The sequence below is a fragment of the Kitasatospora sp. NPDC048298 genome (assembly GCF_043201465.1).
Lineage (GTDB): Bacteria > Actinomycetota > Actinomycetes > Streptomycetales > Streptomycetaceae > Kitasatospora.
Window position 1 is genome coordinate 62,886 of sequence record NZ_JBICYZ010000012.1, and the last position, 15,190, is coordinate 78,075.

Consider the following 15,190-nt stretch of genomic DNA (forward strand, 5'->3'; position numbering starts at 1 on the left):
GGCTCCTGAGCTCAGCGAGGAAACCGCCCGCAGGATCGATTCCTCAACAGCCCGAGGACAGCCGGTCGGCGGCCCGCCGCCCACCCGGCAACGACCGGCCCGACGCGGCCGAACCCTCCCCCCGGGGCAGCAGCCCCGCCACCTCCCGCGCCTCCGGCAGCCCCAGCCGCACGAAGATCCGGTGCGCCTCCCGCAGCCGGACGTCCGCCTCGGCCTCCCGCCCGAGGTCGGCCAGCGTCCGCCCCAGCACCACCAGCGCGTGGCCCTGGTCCCGCTCGGCGCCCAGTTCCTCGCACAGCTCCAGCGCCCGCCCGGCGTGCTCCAGCGCCTCGTCCGTCCGGCCCAGCGAGCGCAGACTGTCCGCCATCCGGTAGCGGGCGTGCCCGGCCCGGGCCCGCAGACCGGCCGCCGAGGCCACCGCCAGGCACTCGCCGAACCAGGTGACCGCCTCCTCGTGCCGCCCCAGCCCGTGCAGCGCCAGCCCCAGCACGTACAGCGTGTACGCCCGGCCCGGATCGTCGTTGCGGGTCCGCAGCTCGGCCAGCGCCTCGTGGCAGATCTGCACCGCCTCGGCGGCCCGCCCGCTGCGCACCCGCGCCAGCGCGGCGTTCACCGTCGTCACCAGCGCCCCGGAGCGGTGGCCGAGTTCGCGCGCCAGCAGCAGCGCCTCGTCGTAGTGCCCGACGGCCTCGTCGTAGCGGCTGAGGAACTGGCAGACCAGGCCGAGGTCGTTGAGCGCCTGGCGCAGGATCACCGTGTCGCCCGCCTCGCGGGAGGCGGCCACCGCCAGTCGGGAGGCGGCCTCCGCGTCCTCCAGCCGGGTGGTGGCCAGGGCGACGTTGCCGCGGAGGAAGTGCGCCCGGCCAGCTGCCCGGTGGTCGGCGCGATGGGCCGCGGCGGCGGCCAGGGCCTCGGCGGTGGTGGCCAGTTGGCGGCTGGGCGGGGCGAGGAGGAACGGCGTGAGCGCGATCAGCAGGTCGATCGCGGCGCCCAGCGGGTCGGGGGCCGAGCCGTCGGTGCCGTCGTTGCCGTCGTTCGTCATCGTCCAGCCCGCCACCTGCGCGGCCAGCGCGATCGCCCCCGAGCCCTCCGCCTCGGCCCAGGCCCGCGCCCCGTCCGGGCCGTCCAGCGGGACGCCCGCACTGCGGGCCGGCCCGAGCGCCCCGGCCGCCGGGTCCCCGGGGACGGCGTGCTGGAAGGCCGTGCACGCGGTGGCCAGCAGGTGGTCCAGCATCCGGTCGCGGGCCGCCACGGCCGCGCCGGGATCGTCCGGGCGGCGCCGGGCGAACGCGCGCAGCAGGTCGTGGAAGCGGTAGCGGCCGGGGAACGGCGACTCCATCATCGCCACGTCCACCAGGGCCTCCAGCAGGTCCTCGGCGTCGTACTCGTCCAGGTCCAGCAGGGCGGCCGCGGCCTGCAGCCCGAGGTCAGGGCCGTCCACCGAGGCGGCCAGCCGGAACGCCCTGGCCTGGGCGGGCGTCAACTGGCGGTAGCTCAGCTCGAAGGCGGCCGCGACCTCCAGGTCGCCGATGCGCAGCTCGTCGATCCGGCGGCGTTCGACCGCCAGCCGGCGGCCCAGCGTCTGCACCGTCCAGCTCGGCCGGGCGGCCAGCCGGGCCGCCACGATCCGCACCGCGAGCGGGAGGTGCCCGCACATCAGCAGCAGTTCCCGGGCGGCCTCCGCCTCGGCGGCCAGCCGCTCGGCGCCGATGGTGCGGCCCAGCAGTTCGAGCGCCTCCCCGGGCTCGAAGACGCCGAGGTCGGCCTGGACGGTCGCGGGCAGGCCGGACAGCCGGGTGCGGCTGGTGGTGAGCACCGCGCAGCCGACCGCGCCCGGCAGCAGCGGTCTGATCTGCGCGGTGTCGTGGACGTTGTCGAGCACCAGGAGCAGCCGCCGGCCGTCCACCACCGAGCGGAACAGCGCCGAGCGGGCGTCCAGGCCGTCCGGCACCGCGTCGGCCGACACGCCGAGCGCCACCAGGAAGCCGCAGAGCACCGCCTCCGGATCGGCCGGGGTGGCGTCGGCGCCCCGCAGGTCCGCGTAGAGCTGTCCGTCCGGGTAGGCCTCGCGGACCCGGTGGGCGACGTGCAGGGCCAGCGCGGTCTTGCCGACCCCGCCCATGCCGACCACGGTCGCGATCGCCAGCGCCTGTTGGCCCGGTGCGCCGAGGGCCCCGACCAGCCGCTCGACCAGCGCCGTACGTCCGGTGAAGTCCGCGGCGTCGGGCGGCAGTTGGGCCGGTCTTGGGGCGCCGCTCCCGGTCGGGGCGGCGGGCGCGTCCGCCGCCGCCTGGGCCTTGGCGCGCGGGTCCGGCGACTCGGCCCCGGGCGCGCCGGGCTCCGCCGGTCCGGAGCCGGGCGGGGCGGAGGCCGGCGCCACGGAGACGGGCGGGGCCGACCGTGGCGCGACGGCCGGCGCCGGGGCGGCGAGCGACGGGTCGCCCTCCAGGATCCGCTGGTGCAGCAGGTCCAGCTCCGCCCCCGGCGCCACGCCCAGTTCGGCCAGGAACAGCTGACGCGCGCCCCGGAACACCGCCAGCGCGTCCGCCTGCCGCCCGGCCTGGTACAGCGCCCGCATCAGCAGCCCGTACGCCCGCTCGTGCAGCGGGTGCTCGGTGGTCAGCGAGGTCAGCTCCGGAATGCACCGGGAGTAGCGGCCCAGCGCCAGGTCCAGCGCGATCCGCTCCTCCAGCAGGGTCAGCCGGAGCTCCTGCAGCCGCTGGCGCTGGCGCTGCGCGAACGGGCCGGGAATGCCCGCCAGCGGCTCGCCCTGCCACAGCTCCAGCGCCTGGTTCAGCAGGTCGCGCGCCTGCTGCGGCTCCCCGGCCGCCGCCGTCCGCTCGGCCTGCCCCGCCAGCTCCTCCGCCTGCGCCGCGTCCACCGCGTGCTTGGGCAGCACCAGCCGGTAGCCGTCCCCGACCGAGGTCAGCACCGTCGGCGCGTCCGGCTCCTCGCCGTGCAGGACCTTGCGCCACCGCCAGGCGTAGGTGCGCACCGTCGTCATCGCGGTGCCCGGCGGCTCCTCGCCCCACAGGGCGTCGATCAGGTCGGTGGCGCTCGCGCCGTGCCCGGGCCGGAGCAGCAGCACCGCCAGCATCGCCTGCTGCTGGGGGCTGCCCACCTTCAGCGCGGTCGCGCCGCGCTGCGCTCTCATCAGTCCCAGCACCGAGAACCGGAATTCATCCATGACTGCACCTGCCCGCCTCATGTGCTCGCCCCCGCCCGCGCACGTGCCGCCCCCGATTTGATGAGCCCCTATCAACCCACGCCACCGGGCGTGATGTCGAGAGATCGTCGACCCGATGGTGATCCGGTGTTGATCGGCCGTCACGACAATCGATGGTGTGGCACCCGCCGACGGCCCGGCCCCGGCCGTCGGACCCGCCACGTCCCCGGCCGCCCGGCCGCCGCCCGGGCGCCCCCCACGGCTCTCGGAGGCGGACGCCCATGGACACCGACCTGCTGCACACCGACCGGCTCGACACCGCCCCGGTCGGCACCGACCCGTTGACCAGCGACCTGCTCCAGCGGCTGCTCGACGTCGACCCGGCCGCCGGGCCGGCCGAACTGCTCCACCGCGCCCGCGCCGACCGCCACCTCCCGTACCTGGTGCTCGCCGCGCTCTCCCGCGAGGGCGTGCGGATGGGCGGGCACGCCCGGGCCGAGCTGCAGCGCGCCCGCGACCGGGCCGAGTGTTACGCCCGGGTCGCCCGCGACCTCGCCGACGCCACCGGCGTCCGCCCGATCCGGGACCTCCCCCTGGCCGGCTACTACCCGCCGGACCTGCCCCGGCCGCTGGGCGGGCTCAGCCTCGTCAGCCCCACCGAGGCGACGCTCTGGCAGGCCGTCAACCGGCTGGTCACCGACCACCCGGTGGAGTCCGTCGAGGTCACCCTGCTCGGCGAGCGGCCCCGGCACACCGCCGTCACCCTGCGCTGGCCGGCCGAGGACCCGCTGCTCGACCCCTGGTACCAGGTACGGGTCGCCACCGCCGCCCTCACCGGCGACCTCGCCACCGTCCCCGTCCGCCCCTACCTGGCCGCCGACGAACACGTGGAATGCCTGATCGCCCTCGCCGAGGAGGGGCTCGCGCGCACCTTCCTGGCCGGCGACGTGATCGACGTGGCCCACCTCGCCGGACAGCCCTTCGACCCCGCCGAGACCGCCGCGGTCCTCGCCGCCTACCGGCTCGCCCCGGAGGCCGCCGCCCTGCTCGACCTCGCCGCCGCGCACGTGCCGCTCGGCTCCCTGCGGGACGTGCGCACCGTCCTGGAGGCCGAGGTCGGCCCCGAACTCCGTCGCCGCCGGACCCTCACCCGCACGCACCGGCCGCGCAAGGGGACCCTGCTGCGCCACGGCACCCTGCTGCGCCGCACCGTCATCCGGCACCAGTGGGACGAGGCCCTGCTGCTCCCGGCCGGTGGCGCCACCCTGCTGCTCACCCCGGTCGCCGACTACCTGCTCGGCGCCGAGGGCACCCGGCCGACGGCGGCCGAACGCGCCGCCGCCCTGGCCGCGCTGCGGGCCTGGGACACCACCGCCCCCGGCGGCCCGCACCCGGCCCCGTGCACCGGACTGTCGGAGCCGCGCCACCGCTGAGCGGGCCCGCCCGCCCGCCGTCGAGAGCAGGGGGGCTTGGCAGCGGGCCCGGGAAGTCTTGTATCGTTCCTGGCGAATCATCCAGAGGGGTGGAGGGACCGGCCCTACGAAGCCCCGGCAACTCCCCGTTCGACCCGGCGTCCGAAGTACGCGCCGTGCCGTCCGGGATCAGTGCCAACTCCGGCCTGTCGCCAATGTGGCGCGGGAAAGATGAGGAGACACGGTGCTCTCTGTGCTGTCCTTCGCCCGGGCGCTTCCCGCCCCGGCGCTTTCGCGTACCCGTCTCGTGCCCGGCGCAGGCAATCGGCCGACTTCCGCGGCCCGTCCTCGCTGACCACCCCCGGCTCCCCGCCAGGAGCCGCCGTGAGCAGCGCCGACCCGCTGCTCCCGGGCCTTGAGACTGGAGTACCCCCACCCATGGAGAACACGAGCGGCGTCGGCGTGCTCGACAAGGTCACCTCGATCCTCGGGATCCTGGAGGCGGGCCCCGCCACCCTCGGCGGCCTCGTCGCGGCCACCGGCATGGCCCGCCCCACCGCCCACCGGCTGGCCGTCGCACTCGAACACCACCGCCTGGTCAGCCGGGACGTGAACGGCCGGTTCATGCTCGGCCCCCGGGTCGGCGAGCTTGCCGCGGCCGCCGGCGAGGACCGCTTGCTGGCCGCGGCCGGCTCGGTCCTCACCCACCTGCGGGACCTCACCGGCGAGAGCGCCCAGCTCTACCGCCGGCAGGGCGAGGTACGGATCTGCGTGGCCGCCGCCGAACGCCTCACCGGCCTGCGGGACACCGTCCCGGTGGGCATCACCCTCCCCATGAAGGTCGGCTCCGCCGCCCAGGTCCTGCTCGCCTGGGAGGAGCCCGAGCGCCTCCACCGCGGGCTGCAGGGCGCCCGCTTCACCGCCACCGCGCTGAGCGGCGTACGGCGCCGGGGCTGGGCGCAGTCCGTCGGCGAGCGCGAACTCGGGGTCGCCTCCGTGTCCGCGCCCGTCCGCGGCCAGTCCAACCGGGTGGTGGCCGCCGTCTCGGTCTCCGGTCCGATCGAACGGCTCACCCGCCACCCCGGCGCCCAGCTCTCCCAGGCCGTGGTCGAGGCGGGCCGCCGCCTCACCGAGGCCCTGCGCCACGCCTGACGGGACGGGGGCGGACCAGGGTCCGCCCCCACCCCGTCAGGGGGCCGCCGCCCCGGAGTTCAGGCCCGGGACAGCAGCACGGCGCGGGAGGGCCGGGGGATCCGGCTGATCACCGCGCCGATCAGCGTGCCGATCGACACCCCGAAGACCGCCGACACGGCCGCCAGGACCGACTGGGCCCCGTTCCCGACCTCTATCTGCGCCGTGTTCAACAGACCGAAGGAGCCCGGCACCACGATCCAGAACGCCGGGAGGTAGAGCACCTGCCAGAGCGGGCCGCCCGGCAGCCAGTGCACCAGGGTGGCCGCGACCGCGGCGGCGACCGCCCCGGCCAGGCCGCCTATCGCCGCGCCGTGCACCGACCCCACCGCCACCTGGGCGGTCACGCTGACCGCGATCACGGCGACGATCCACGGGATGGCCGAGGGCGGTGTCTGGACGTTGACCACCACTCCGGCCACCGCGATCGCCAGCCCCAGCGCGATCACCCACCAGCTGGGCTTGGCGACCTGGACGTTGGCCAGCGCGGTGGCCGGCATGCCGGTCGCCGTCGCGGCCGCGGCCACCCCGGCGAGGAACAGCGCCAGCTGGACCGCGCCGGACACCAGCCTGGCCGTGCCCGCGCTGGCCGCGCCCGCGGCGATCTCGGACAGCCCGGTGACCAGCAGCCCGCCCGGCAGCAGGATCGCCAGGGTGGCCACGATCGTCCGCAGCGGGCCGTCCAGCAGCGAGGCCCGCGCGAGTGCCAGGACCAGCAGGGCGACCAGGAAGCCGGCCGTGACGGGCAGCAGCGGCCGCAGGTACGGCAGCCGTCGGGCGAGCACGGTCAGCCCCACCACGATCAGCGAGCCGAGCCCGGCCGCCAGCACGTTCGCCGCCGCCGGCTGGAGGAAGAGGCAGACCCCCACACCGACCGGCAGCGCCCCGAGATCCGCCACCCACGCGGGCCAGCGGGCCGGCGCCCGCCGGATCCGGTCCAGTTCGGCCAGCGCCCGGGGCCCGTCGAGCTCGCCCGCCCGCAGCCGGTGCACCAGGTGGAGGACGTCGGCCGTCTGCTCGAACCGCAGCGCGCCGCCGACGGGCTGGAACCGGGTGGCGCCGTCCGCGTCCAGCGAGACGAACAGCCCGTTGGTCAGCGCGGCGACCCGCACCTCAGGAGCCCCCAACGCCCGTCCCAGCCAGTGGAGTTCCTCCTCGACGTCATGGACGGGCAGGCCACCGCCGAGCAGGGCCTCGCCCAGGTCGAGGAGGAGACGGCGGAGCGGTTCGGGCGGGGCATCGACGACCCGGACCGATGGAGACTTGCTAGACATGGCAGGTATCGTCCCACCCTGCCCGATTCGGCCCGGCTCTGCCCCGGTCCTCGCCCCCCGGGCCCGGGCTCTCGTCCCCCGCGCCCCCCGGGGGCCGGGTGCGGGCCTTCTCGGCACGTCACAGGGGCAGGGAGCGGGATTCGACGACGTTCGCCATGACGATGGTGGAACTGAGGCGCTGGACGCCGGGCAGGGTGGCCAGGCGGTCGTCGTAGAGCTGCCGGTAGGCCGCCAGATCGCGGGCGACGACGCGCAGGAGGTAGTCGGGGTCGCCGAACAGCCGCTGGGCCTGGAGGACGTTGGGGATGTCGGCCACGGCCTGCTCGAAGGCCGCGACGGTCTCGCGGTCCTCGTAGCGCATGGTGACGAAGACCAGCGACTCGAAGGTCAGGCCGAGGGCGGCGGCGTCGAGCCGGGCGTGGTAGCCGGCGATCGCGCCCGAGCGTTCCAGGGCCCGAAGCCGGCGGTGGCAGGGGGACACGCTCAGGCGGACTCGCTCGGCGAGCTCGGTGAGGGTCAGTCGCCCGTCGCGCTGCAGTTCGGCAAGAATTTTCCGGTCTATGTCATCCATGGAGAAGATTCTTCCACTCGGTGGCGATCATCGGGAAAAGATTGGAAGCACCTTCTGGGCGAACCCGCCTAGCCTTCCCTTCAGGAAACCAGGGGCGCATGTCCGCACGAGTCGTCCGTCACAGGAATGGATCCCCGATGAGCACCACCAAGGCGTCGAGAGCCCCCGAGGCCCAGGCCGCCCCGGAGCTGGGCCACGGCCTCAAGCGGCGCCACCTCTCGATGATCGCCCTCGGCGGCGTCATCGGCGCCGGCCTCTTCGTGGGCTCCGGCGCGGGCATCGCGGTAGCCGGCCCCGGCATCATCCTGGCGTTCGTCGCGGCCGGTCTGCTGGTGATGCTGGTCATGCGGATGCTGGGCGAGATGTCCGCCGCGCACCCGGCCTCCGGTTCCTTCTCGGTGCACGCCGAGCGCGAGATCGGCCTCTGGGCGGGTCTGACCACCGGCTGGCTGTACTGGGTGACGGTCGGCGTCGCCGTCGCCGTCGAGGCCACGGCCGCCGGCGCGCTCGTGCACTCCTGGATCACCGGGGTTCCGGCCTTCGTCTGGGTCGGCATCTTCATGGTCTTCTTCTGCGCCACCAACCTGACCGCCGTGAAGAACTTCGGCGAGTTCGAGTTCTGGTTCGCGGCCGTCAAGATCGCCGCGATCGTCGCCTTCCTGGCTCTGGGCGTGCTCGGCGTCGCCGGTGTCGTCGGCCACGCCCCCGGCACCGCCAACCTGACCGGCCACGGCGGCTTCCTGCCACACGGCGGCCACGGCCTGATCACCGGCCTGCTGCCCGCGGTCTTCGCCTACGGCGGCCTGGAGGCCGTCACCATCGCGGCCGCCGAGTCCGACAACCCGCGCCGCAACGTCGCCACCGCCGTGCGCACCGCGGTCTGGCGGATCGCGATCTTCTACATCGGCACGATGGCCCTGGCGGTCACCCTGGTGCCCTGGAACAACCCCGACGTGGTGAAGCTGGGCCCCTACGTCACGGTGCTGCAGCTGCTCAACGTTCCCGGCGCTGCCCTCGTCATGAAGGCCGTGGTGCTGATCGCCCTGCTGAGCGCGATGAACGCCAACATCTACAGCGCCTCCCGGATGGTCCACTCGCTGGTCACCCGCGGTCTGGGTCCCCGTGCGCTGGCCAAGGTCACCGGCGGCGTCCCGCGACTGAGCGTGCTGGCCTCCTGCGGCTTCGGCTTCGCCGCCGTGCTGGCCGGCTACTTCTGGCCGGGCACCGTCTTCCTCTGGCTGCTGAACTCCACCGGCGTGGCCATCCTGGTGGTCTGGCTCTTCATCGGCATCGCCCAGCTGCGCATGCGCCGCCGGGTCGAGCGCGAGAGCCCCGAACTGCTCACCGTGCGCATGTGGGCCTACCCGTACCTGACCTGGCTCGCCATCGCCGCCGTGGTCGCCCTCCTGGCCCTGATGACCACCAGCCCCGGCAACCGCGACCAGCTCTACGCGGCCGGCGTCCTGGTCGCCGCCCTGAGCGCCGTCGGCTACTGGCGCCAGCGGCGGAACGCGGCAACCGCCCGGTGACCTGAGTCGGGGCCCGCTCACCTGGGGCTGACGATGCCCCAGGTGAGCAGGGCTACTCCTCGAACCAGACGACCAGCCGGACGTTCTGCTCGCCGTGCACGTCCGCGAGGGTGCGCATGACGGTCCACACCGGCTGCCACGAGCCGTCGGCGGGGACGGCGTCGCGACGACGGTGGCGTTCCGCGCGGAAGAGCAGGGCGCCGGTGTCCCATTCGGTGCCCTCGGCCCACAGTTCACCTATGCGGCCGGGGTCGACGGTCAGGGTGTTCACACCGCTCGCCCGTGCGAACGCCCGGCTCCAGTCCTCCGTGTGCACCAGTTCCAGCGTGCCCTCCGGGAGCCGCCGGTACCGGGTGATTCTGGTGGCCCGGGGGAGTGCAGGCTCGTCCCAGTCGACGGCGAGGATCTCGTTCCAGCCCAGCCAGGTGGCGCCGAACGCTGCCTCACCCCATGACGCGTGTTCGGCACGGGCGTTCTCCGACACGTCGACGGGCAGGCCGCGGCCGGCGGCGACGGGCCGCCAGTGGCCGCTGAGGTCCCGGACGCCGAAGAGGCAGGCGAAAGCGGCGTAGTCCCGGGTCATGCCGAGCATGGACAGCTCGATGGCCGGGTACCACGCCGTCTCCTCGACGCCGAGGCCGGCGCCCCAGGTGCGGCACTCCACGAATCCGTGAACAGTCGTTCCCACGGCCCGATTGTGCCGTGCCCCCACCACCCCGCGCACACGAGAAGTCGGCGGGGCCGACTTCCTGTGCGCGGGTTCAGGGAGATGGGGGGCGGGTGCTACTTCGGCATCTCGTTCCAGAGCTGCTGCGCGCTCTTCCCGGTGAGCTGGACCCAGAGCTGCTCGCTGTACTCGGTGGTGTTCAGCAGGTGTGCCAGGGCGGGCTTGCCGTAGGTCTTCGAGATGTGGTCGACGAAGCGGGCGGTGGCCTGGTAGCCGCTGTCGTAGCCGGTGTCCGGGTCGAAGTGCTGGGCGCCGGTGCCGGGCTGGAAGTTGTAGTCGCGCACCCAGTCCGCGAGACCCTCGCTCAGCCACCACGGGCGGTCCGTCGGGTTGTCGGCGACCGCGACGTGGACGGCCTCGTGGACCAGGAAGCCGGTGTCGCCCTTGTTGTCCCGGGTGTAGCCGATGTTGACGTGGATCTCCTTGACGCCGGTGTCGGGGTTCGTCCAGGCGTACGCGGGGTGATCGGTCAGCGCCGGGTCCATGATGATCTTGAAGTAGGAGGGGGCCTTGAAGGTTCCCCTGATGATCAGGTCGGAGATCGCCGGGTAGTAGTCCGCGACGGTCTTCTTCTGCTGCTCCAGCCACGGGCCGAGGTCCGGGGCCTGCGCGTAGTCGAGGTCGATGGTCGGGCGGTCGGTGGTCGGCGGTGTGGTGATGCCGCTGCGGTCGAGGTTCCAGGACTGCGTCGGATCCCCCGGGTTGCAGGCGGCCACCGTGGCGTTCAGGTCCCTGTTGCGGGTGAGGCAGAGGCCGTTGTCCGAGGCGCTGTGCAGCAGCCAGGCCCGGCCGCCGCCCGCCGAGGTGTTCTCCAGCCACCACCGCTGGTTGCCCGCGCCGGTGTAGTTCCGGGCCCCGACGGTGTTCCCGCCCCGGTCGAGGTCGAGCGCGGTGTCGGTACCGGGCGCCCTGACGGACCAGGTGCCGTCGCCCTCGTCCCGGAACGTCCAGGACTGCCGGGCGGAGGACTGGTCGGACTCGCGGACCACCACGTTGAGGGCGCTGTCGCGGCTGTCCCACTGGAGGGCACCGCCCGCGTAGTTGGACAAGCGGTAGGCGGCGCCGCCGGTCGGCAGCGACTCGGCCGCGCCGGCGGTCCCGGCGCCGAAGGCCATCCCGGACACGAGGGTCGCGGCGGACAGGACGACGGCGGTGGCGGCCGTACGACGGGTGATCATCTCTGGGCTCTCCTCTCGGGCCGGCTCCCCTCTTGGAACCGGCCCGAGGTGATGCCACCTGGTCGGGGTGTACACGACGTCGACGGCCCGTGGACGGGTGCGTTGACGGGCAGGTGTTCGCCATGGGCCGGGTGCAGAGGCAGCCGGCCCCGCGCGGCTTCACATCCGGGATCTCAGCACGTCGACCTCACAGCCCGGCGCGAAGGGGTCGAAGCCGTGCCCGATCAGCCAGCGGACCGCCAGCAGGCTCCGCAACGACCACCACGCGTGGATCACGTCGAGGTCGATGCCGGCGCCGGTGCCGTAGCCGGCGATGACGTCGTCGAGGTGCTCCTCGTGTCCGAGCGTGAAGGTGGCGAGGTCGTACAGGGCGTCACCCCGGCCCGCCTCGGACCAGTCGATGATGCCCGTGACCTCGTCACCGTCGACGAAGACGTGCGCGATCTGCAGGTCGCCGTGCGTGAACGCCGGAGTCCACGGCCGGAGCGCGGCCTCGGCGACCCGGCGGTTGCGGGCGACCAGGTCGGCGGGCAGGACGCCGTCCGTCACGAGCGACTCGCACTCGTCGTCGAGTTCCGCCGCCAGCGCGGCGATGCTCCGCCCGGCCCGTCCCGGCCAGGACGGAAGCGGCGCGTCGTGCAGCCTCCGGATGGCGGCACCCGCCGCGGCCCACGCCGCCGGCGACCCGGTCGACGGCCCACCGAGGCGCCCGAGCGTCGTCCCCGGAACCGCGGCGAGCGCGAGCACGGGCGGCTTGCGCCACAGGACCTCCGGGGTCGGGACCGGAGCCAGGGACATCGCCTCGACCTCGACATCGATGCGCGCCTGGTCGGCGTCCACCTTCAGGAACACGTCGCCGACCCGCAGAGTCGCACGCTCGGAATGGGCGACGACGACTTCGACCTCATCCATGGGCGACCAGTATCCCGGGGACGGTCGCCGACGTCGCCGGGTTTTCGCCCGCGATCACTCGGCTGACCTCGCCCCGCTGCCACCACTTTCGTCAGGAGTGCTCAGCGACCGATGGCCGACGGGTGGTCACCGCCCACCAGTTCGGCCGCCCGCAGGGGATCGCCGCCCGCCCGGGCGAGCAGTGCCGCGACGTCGTAGACCGGTGCGTCGGGGTCGCTGCCCAGGCTGAGGGTCAGGCCGGGTTCGCAGCGGGTCGCCCAGATCGCGGGTGTCAGTTCGGGCCGCAGCTGCTCCAGTGTGTGTACGAGCGTCCAGGCGGCCTCGTCGTGCCGGGCCTTCTGCGCGGGATCGCAGGCGGCGATGGCCTCGGCCACCCCGTGGTCGTCCGGGTCATAGTCCTGTAGGAGTGGTAGCAGTTCGGGGTCGCCCAGGATCTCCGCCGCCCGGAAGGTGAGGACCTCGGCGCCGTCCGGGTCCGCCAGCAGCTCGCGCAGGAGCGCGGCGGCGCGCGGGTCGCGCCGCCGCGCCAGGCCGCGGATGCCCTCCGCGCGGGCGTCCGGGTCGGCGTCCCGCGTCCGTTCCCAGAGGGCGGCCCGGACTGCCGGGGTATCGGCCTGGGACTGGAAGCCGAGCGAGAACGTCGCCCAGTCGCGTACGTCCGGGTCCGCGTCCCGGGTGAGGGCGACCAGCGCGCGGACCACCGGCCCGTCGGACGGCCCGTCGGCGAAGCCGCCGAGCGCGATGGCCGTCCGTTGCCGCACCTCGGAGTCCTCGTGTTCGGCCAGAGCCACCAGGACGGGTACGGCACGGGGGTCCTCGGTCTGCTCCAGGGCGCGCGCCAACGAGCAGAGGACGTCGGGGTCGGACTCCCGAGTGGCGAGGGCGGTCAGGGTGACGGCGGCTTCCGCCCGGACGTCCTCGTGGACGTCACTCGCGAACCCCAACAGACCGCAGCCCAGGGCCCGTTCCAGGGGCCGGGGCGACCGGAGCAGGTCGACCGCGCGCGCCACCGCGTGGTGAGCGTCGGTTTCGGCGGCGCGCCGCAGCAGGTCCTCGCTCGTGTGCCGGTCGGGTGCGTCGATGGCCCGCCTGACCAGCTCCGTCACCATGTCGTTGCCCAGGTACATTCCGGCAGTCTCGCGCACGGCGCCCACTCGCGCACAGCGGTTTCCGCCCGGCCCGTCAGCTGAGCGCGTAGGAAGTCGGCGGGGTCGACTTCCTGCGTGGGGTTCAAGCGCGGGCCGTGGAGAGGGGCGTGCAGAGGGGGCGCGCATGTGACGCTCTGCATGCAAAAGATCGCGTTCCGAGGTCGGCGGTCGGAATGTGCGGGTACGGTGACGCGCAGAAGCACGTGTTGGGCGCGTGGCGTACGGCAGGGGGTAGCGATGACACAGCGGAAGATGCGCAAGCCGACGGCGAGTTCCGCGATCATGTTCGGTGAAGAGATCCGCTACGCCCGGGAGTTGGCGGGGCTTACCCAGGAGGACCTGGGCAAGCTGCTCCACCTCGACCGAACGGTGATCTCGCGGACCGAGGGTGGGCGGCGGAAGCCGACCGTCGAGGAAGTCGAGCTGCTTGAGGAGTTGCTGGACACCGGTGGGCTGCTGATGCGGCTGTATCACCGGGTCGACTGGAGCGCGCAGATCGAGCACCCGGATTGGTTCCAGACCCATGCCGACGCGGAGGCCGAGGCGGTCGGGGCCCAGGTGTTCCAGACCGACTACATGCACGGGCTGCTCCAGTGTCGGGACTACGCGCGAGCGATGTTCGAGGCGGGTGGGACTGACGAAGGCCCCAAGGCGATCGAGGAGCGAGTCGAGGCGAGGCTCGCACGGCAGGAGCGGTTCCTTGCCGATGGCGGTCCGCAGTTGGTCGTCCTGCTGGACGAGAGCGCCATTCGATCGGTGGTCGGCGGGCCGAAGGTGATGGCGCGCCAGATGCAGCACCTGCTGGACCTCGCCCAACGCGGGAACATCGTCATCCAGGTGGTGCCGTTCACGGCTCGGGCGACGATCATCAAGATCCCAATGGTCCTTCTGGAGATGCCGGATGGCCGGCATTCGGTGTACTCGGAGAGCCTCGACAGGGGTAACCCCTGCGACGAACCGTCCATCGTCTCTGGACACCGGCGGCGCTATGATCGGCTGCGTGGCGATGCGCTCACGGCAGGCGAGTCGCTCGCGCTGATCGCCGAAGCGTTGGAAGGGTTCAGAGATGACGCGGAACGAGCTCGACGCGGCCGACTGGCTCAAGAGCAGCTACAGCGGCCCGGACGGCGGCGACTGCATCGAGGTGGCCCCCGGATTCCCCGGTCTCGTCCCCGTGCGTGATTCCAAGGACCCCCACGGCCCGGCCCTCGTCTTCCCCACCGCCGCCTGGGACTCCTTCATTGCCGCGATCCAGGCGGGCGGGTTCCCGAGCGGGAACTGACGCTCCCAGGTCGCCCCTTGCAGCTGCAACCGCCTCGGGCTCGTTGGCCTTCTCGCCTCCACAGCCGACTCGGAGCCACCGATCCAACAACTCCGGGTGCCGCCGGTCGCGTTCTCGTAACCGCTCAGCCGCCCAGGTGGTTCAGCAGCATGGCGCCCGCCGGATAGGGCCGTTCGGCGGGAAGCAGTTTCCGCGCGGCGTCCAGGTCCCCGTCCCGCACGCGTGCGTGGATCGTGTGCGCGAGCGCGGTGACGTCCTCAACCGCGGTGATCCACTCGTCCGCGTACCGCCCAGCCGCTTCGCCGGCGAGGCCGAGCTGAAGTGACCGGTGGGCCAGCGGCTGGAGGTGCAGATCCCGTTCGGGATCCCACTGCACCCGCGCCGGGGCCCGCTTCAACTCGCGCTTCCAGGAAGCCCGGTCGGAGTGCAGCCCGTGCTCGTAGTGGGACAGGCAGCTGTTCTCCAGCGCCCATTCGAAGCCCTCGCGGGTGATCTCGATCGCGAGGACGGTCTCCTGTCCCTCCTTCCGCGCCCACCCGCAGCGGTACATCATCCAGAGGAACGACGGCTTGATCCATGTCATCCGGTCCCTCTTCCACGCCGCCGGGAACCGACCGTCCCGTGCGGCGGGCAGGCCGATCTCCGGCCTGTACGCCTGGTAGACGGTCACCGTGGACGCCGTGTGGAGGGCGCGAATCTGCTGCTTGGGTTGTGGCACGGTGCCAAGGATCAAGGCCCGGCGAGCCTCGCGCCAGCGGATTTCCCTGGCCCGGCGGGGCCGGCGGAAGCCCCGCTGTGGC

The 15,190-nt window shown here is 73.7% G+C and carries 13 protein-coding genes and 1 riboswitch; of the genes, 5 read left to right on the forward strand and 8 right to left on the reverse strand.

Features of this window, described 5'->3' with window-relative positions; all coding sequences use genetic code 11:
- Positions 1–43: 43 nt before the first annotated feature.
- Positions 44–3,187 (reverse strand): BTAD domain-containing putative transcriptional regulator, encoded by a 3,144-nt coding sequence (locus ACGF0D_RS12545; RefSeq protein ID WP_392915308.1) that lies wholly within the window; start codon positions 3,185–3,187, stop codon positions 44–46.
- Between the two features lie 260 nt (positions 3,188–3,447).
- On the opposite strand from ACGF0D_RS12545, the gene ACGF0D_RS12550 reads away from it, so the two are divergent.
- Positions 3,448–4,599 carry a hypothetical protein gene (locus ACGF0D_RS12550; RefSeq protein WP_392915310.1) on the forward strand — a complete coding sequence of 384 codons (1,152 nt, stop codon included), beginning with the start codon at positions 3,448–3,450 and terminating at the stop codon, positions 4,597–4,599.
- Between the two features lie 74 nt (positions 4,600–4,673).
- Positions 4,674–4,816: riboswitch (SAM riboswitch) on the forward strand.
- A gap of 200 nt (positions 4,817–5,016) precedes the next feature.
- Positions 5,017–5,730: an IclR family transcriptional regulator gene (locus tag ACGF0D_RS12555; RefSeq protein ID WP_392876476.1), complete on the forward strand. Its 714-nt coding sequence runs from the start codon at positions 5,017–5,019 to the stop codon at positions 5,728–5,730.
- Between the two features lie 59 nt (positions 5,731–5,789).
- On the opposite strand, the gene ACGF0D_RS12560 is transcribed toward ACGF0D_RS12555, so the two are convergent.
- Both ACGF0D_RS12560 and ACGF0D_RS12565 read right to left on the reverse strand, forming a co-directional pair.
- On the reverse strand, positions 5,790–7,043 hold the full coding sequence (locus ACGF0D_RS12560; RefSeq protein WP_392915312.1) for a threonine/serine exporter family protein: 1,254 nt from the start codon (positions 7,041–7,043) through the stop codon (positions 5,790–5,792).
- Positions 7,044–7,161: 118 nt separating this feature from the next.
- Entirely contained in the window at positions 7,162–7,614 is a 453-nt protein-coding gene (locus ACGF0D_RS12565) for an Lrp/AsnC family transcriptional regulator (RefSeq protein ID WP_392876470.1), read from the reverse strand.
- A gap of 137 nt (positions 7,615–7,751) precedes the next feature.
- Here ACGF0D_RS12565 and ACGF0D_RS12570 point away from each other — a divergent pair, with 137 nt between their 5' ends.
- Complete coding sequence (locus ACGF0D_RS12570; protein ID WP_392915314.1) at positions 7,752–9,143, forward strand: amino acid permease; 1,392 nt, start codon at positions 7,752–7,754, stop codon at positions 9,141–9,143.
- A gap of 52 nt (positions 9,144–9,195) precedes the next feature.
- On the opposite strand, the gene ACGF0D_RS12575 is transcribed toward ACGF0D_RS12570, so the two are convergent.
- From ACGF0D_RS12575 to ACGF0D_RS12590, 4 genes are all read right to left on the reverse strand, one after another.
- Positions 9,196–9,831 (reverse strand): hypothetical protein, encoded by a 636-nt coding sequence (locus ACGF0D_RS12575; RefSeq protein WP_392915317.1) that lies wholly within the window; start codon positions 9,829–9,831, stop codon positions 9,196–9,198.
- Between the two features lie 95 nt (positions 9,832–9,926).
- Positions 9,927–11,048 carry a basic secretory protein-like protein gene (locus ACGF0D_RS12580; protein ID WP_392915319.1) on the reverse strand — a complete coding sequence of 374 codons (1,122 nt, stop codon included), beginning with the start codon at positions 11,046–11,048 and terminating at the stop codon, positions 9,927–9,929.
- A 159-nt stretch (positions 11,049–11,207) separates the two neighbouring features.
- A complete protein-coding gene (locus ACGF0D_RS12585) occupies positions 11,208–11,960 on the reverse strand; it encodes a phosphotransferase family protein (protein ID WP_392915322.1) in 753 nt (250 codons plus the stop codon).
- Positions 11,961–12,061: 101 nt separating this feature from the next.
- The gene (locus ACGF0D_RS12590) at positions 12,062–13,087 is read right to left on the reverse strand and encodes a HEAT repeat domain-containing protein (protein ID WP_392915325.1); all 1,026 of its coding nucleotides are present in this window, start codon (positions 13,085–13,087) and stop codon (positions 12,062–12,064) included.
- Positions 13,088–13,360: 273 nt separating this feature from the next.
- Here ACGF0D_RS12590 and ACGF0D_RS12595 point away from each other — a divergent pair, with 273 nt between their 5' ends.
- Both ACGF0D_RS12595 and ACGF0D_RS12600 read left to right on the forward strand, forming a co-directional pair.
- On the forward strand, positions 13,361–14,290 hold the full coding sequence (locus ACGF0D_RS12595) for a Scr1 family TA system antitoxin-like transcriptional regulator (protein WP_392915327.1): 930 nt from the start codon (positions 13,361–13,363) through the stop codon (positions 14,288–14,290).
- On the forward strand, positions 14,253–14,390 hold the full coding sequence (locus tag ACGF0D_RS12600; protein WP_392915330.1) for a DUF397 domain-containing protein: 138 nt from the start codon (positions 14,253–14,255) through the stop codon (positions 14,388–14,390). The genes ACGF0D_RS12595 and ACGF0D_RS12600 overlap by 38 nt, the downstream gene beginning before the upstream one ends.
- A gap of 124 nt (positions 14,391–14,514) precedes the next feature.
- Here ACGF0D_RS12600 and ACGF0D_RS12605 read toward each other — a convergent pair whose 3' ends face one another.
- Positions 14,515–15,108: a DUF4291 domain-containing protein gene (locus ACGF0D_RS12605; protein WP_392915333.1), complete on the reverse strand. Its 594-nt coding sequence runs from the start codon at positions 15,106–15,108 to the stop codon at positions 14,515–14,517.
- Positions 15,109–15,190 lie beyond the last annotated feature (82 nt).

Coding starts and splice junctions, on each gene's coding strand:
- ACGF0D_RS12545 (WP_392915308.1), bottom strand. CDS start 3,187: ATGGATGAATTCCGGTTCTCGGTGCTGGGACTGATGAGAGCGCAGCGC.
- ACGF0D_RS12550 (WP_392915310.1), top strand. CDS start 3,448: ATGGACACCGACCTGCTGCACACCGACCGGCTCGACACCGCCCCGGTC.
- ACGF0D_RS12555 (WP_392876476.1), top strand. CDS start 5,017: ATGGAGAACACGAGCGGCGTCGGCGTGCTCGACAAGGTCACCTCGATC.
- ACGF0D_RS12560 (WP_392915312.1), bottom strand. CDS start 7,043: ATGTCTAGCAAGTCTCCATCGGTCCGGGTCGTCGATGCCCCGCCCGAA.
- ACGF0D_RS12565 (WP_392876470.1), bottom strand. CDS start 7,614: ATGGATGACATAGACCGGAAAATTCTTGCCGAACTGCAGCGCGACGGG.
- ACGF0D_RS12570 (WP_392915314.1), top strand. CDS start 7,752: ATGAGCACCACCAAGGCGTCGAGAGCCCCCGAGGCCCAGGCCGCCCCG.
- ACGF0D_RS12580 (WP_392915319.1), bottom strand. CDS start 11,048: ATGATCACCCGTCGTACGGCCGCCACCGCCGTCGTCCTGTCCGCCGCG.
- ACGF0D_RS12585 (WP_392915322.1), bottom strand. CDS start 11,960: ATGGATGAGGTCGAAGTCGTCGTCGCCCATTCCGAGCGTGCGACTCTG.
- ACGF0D_RS12590 (WP_392915325.1), bottom strand. CDS start 13,087: ATGTACCTGGGCAACGACATGGTGACGGAGCTGGTCAGGCGGGCCATC.
- ACGF0D_RS12595 (WP_392915327.1), top strand. CDS start 13,361: ATGCGCAAGCCGACGGCGAGTTCCGCGATCATGTTCGGTGAAGAGATC.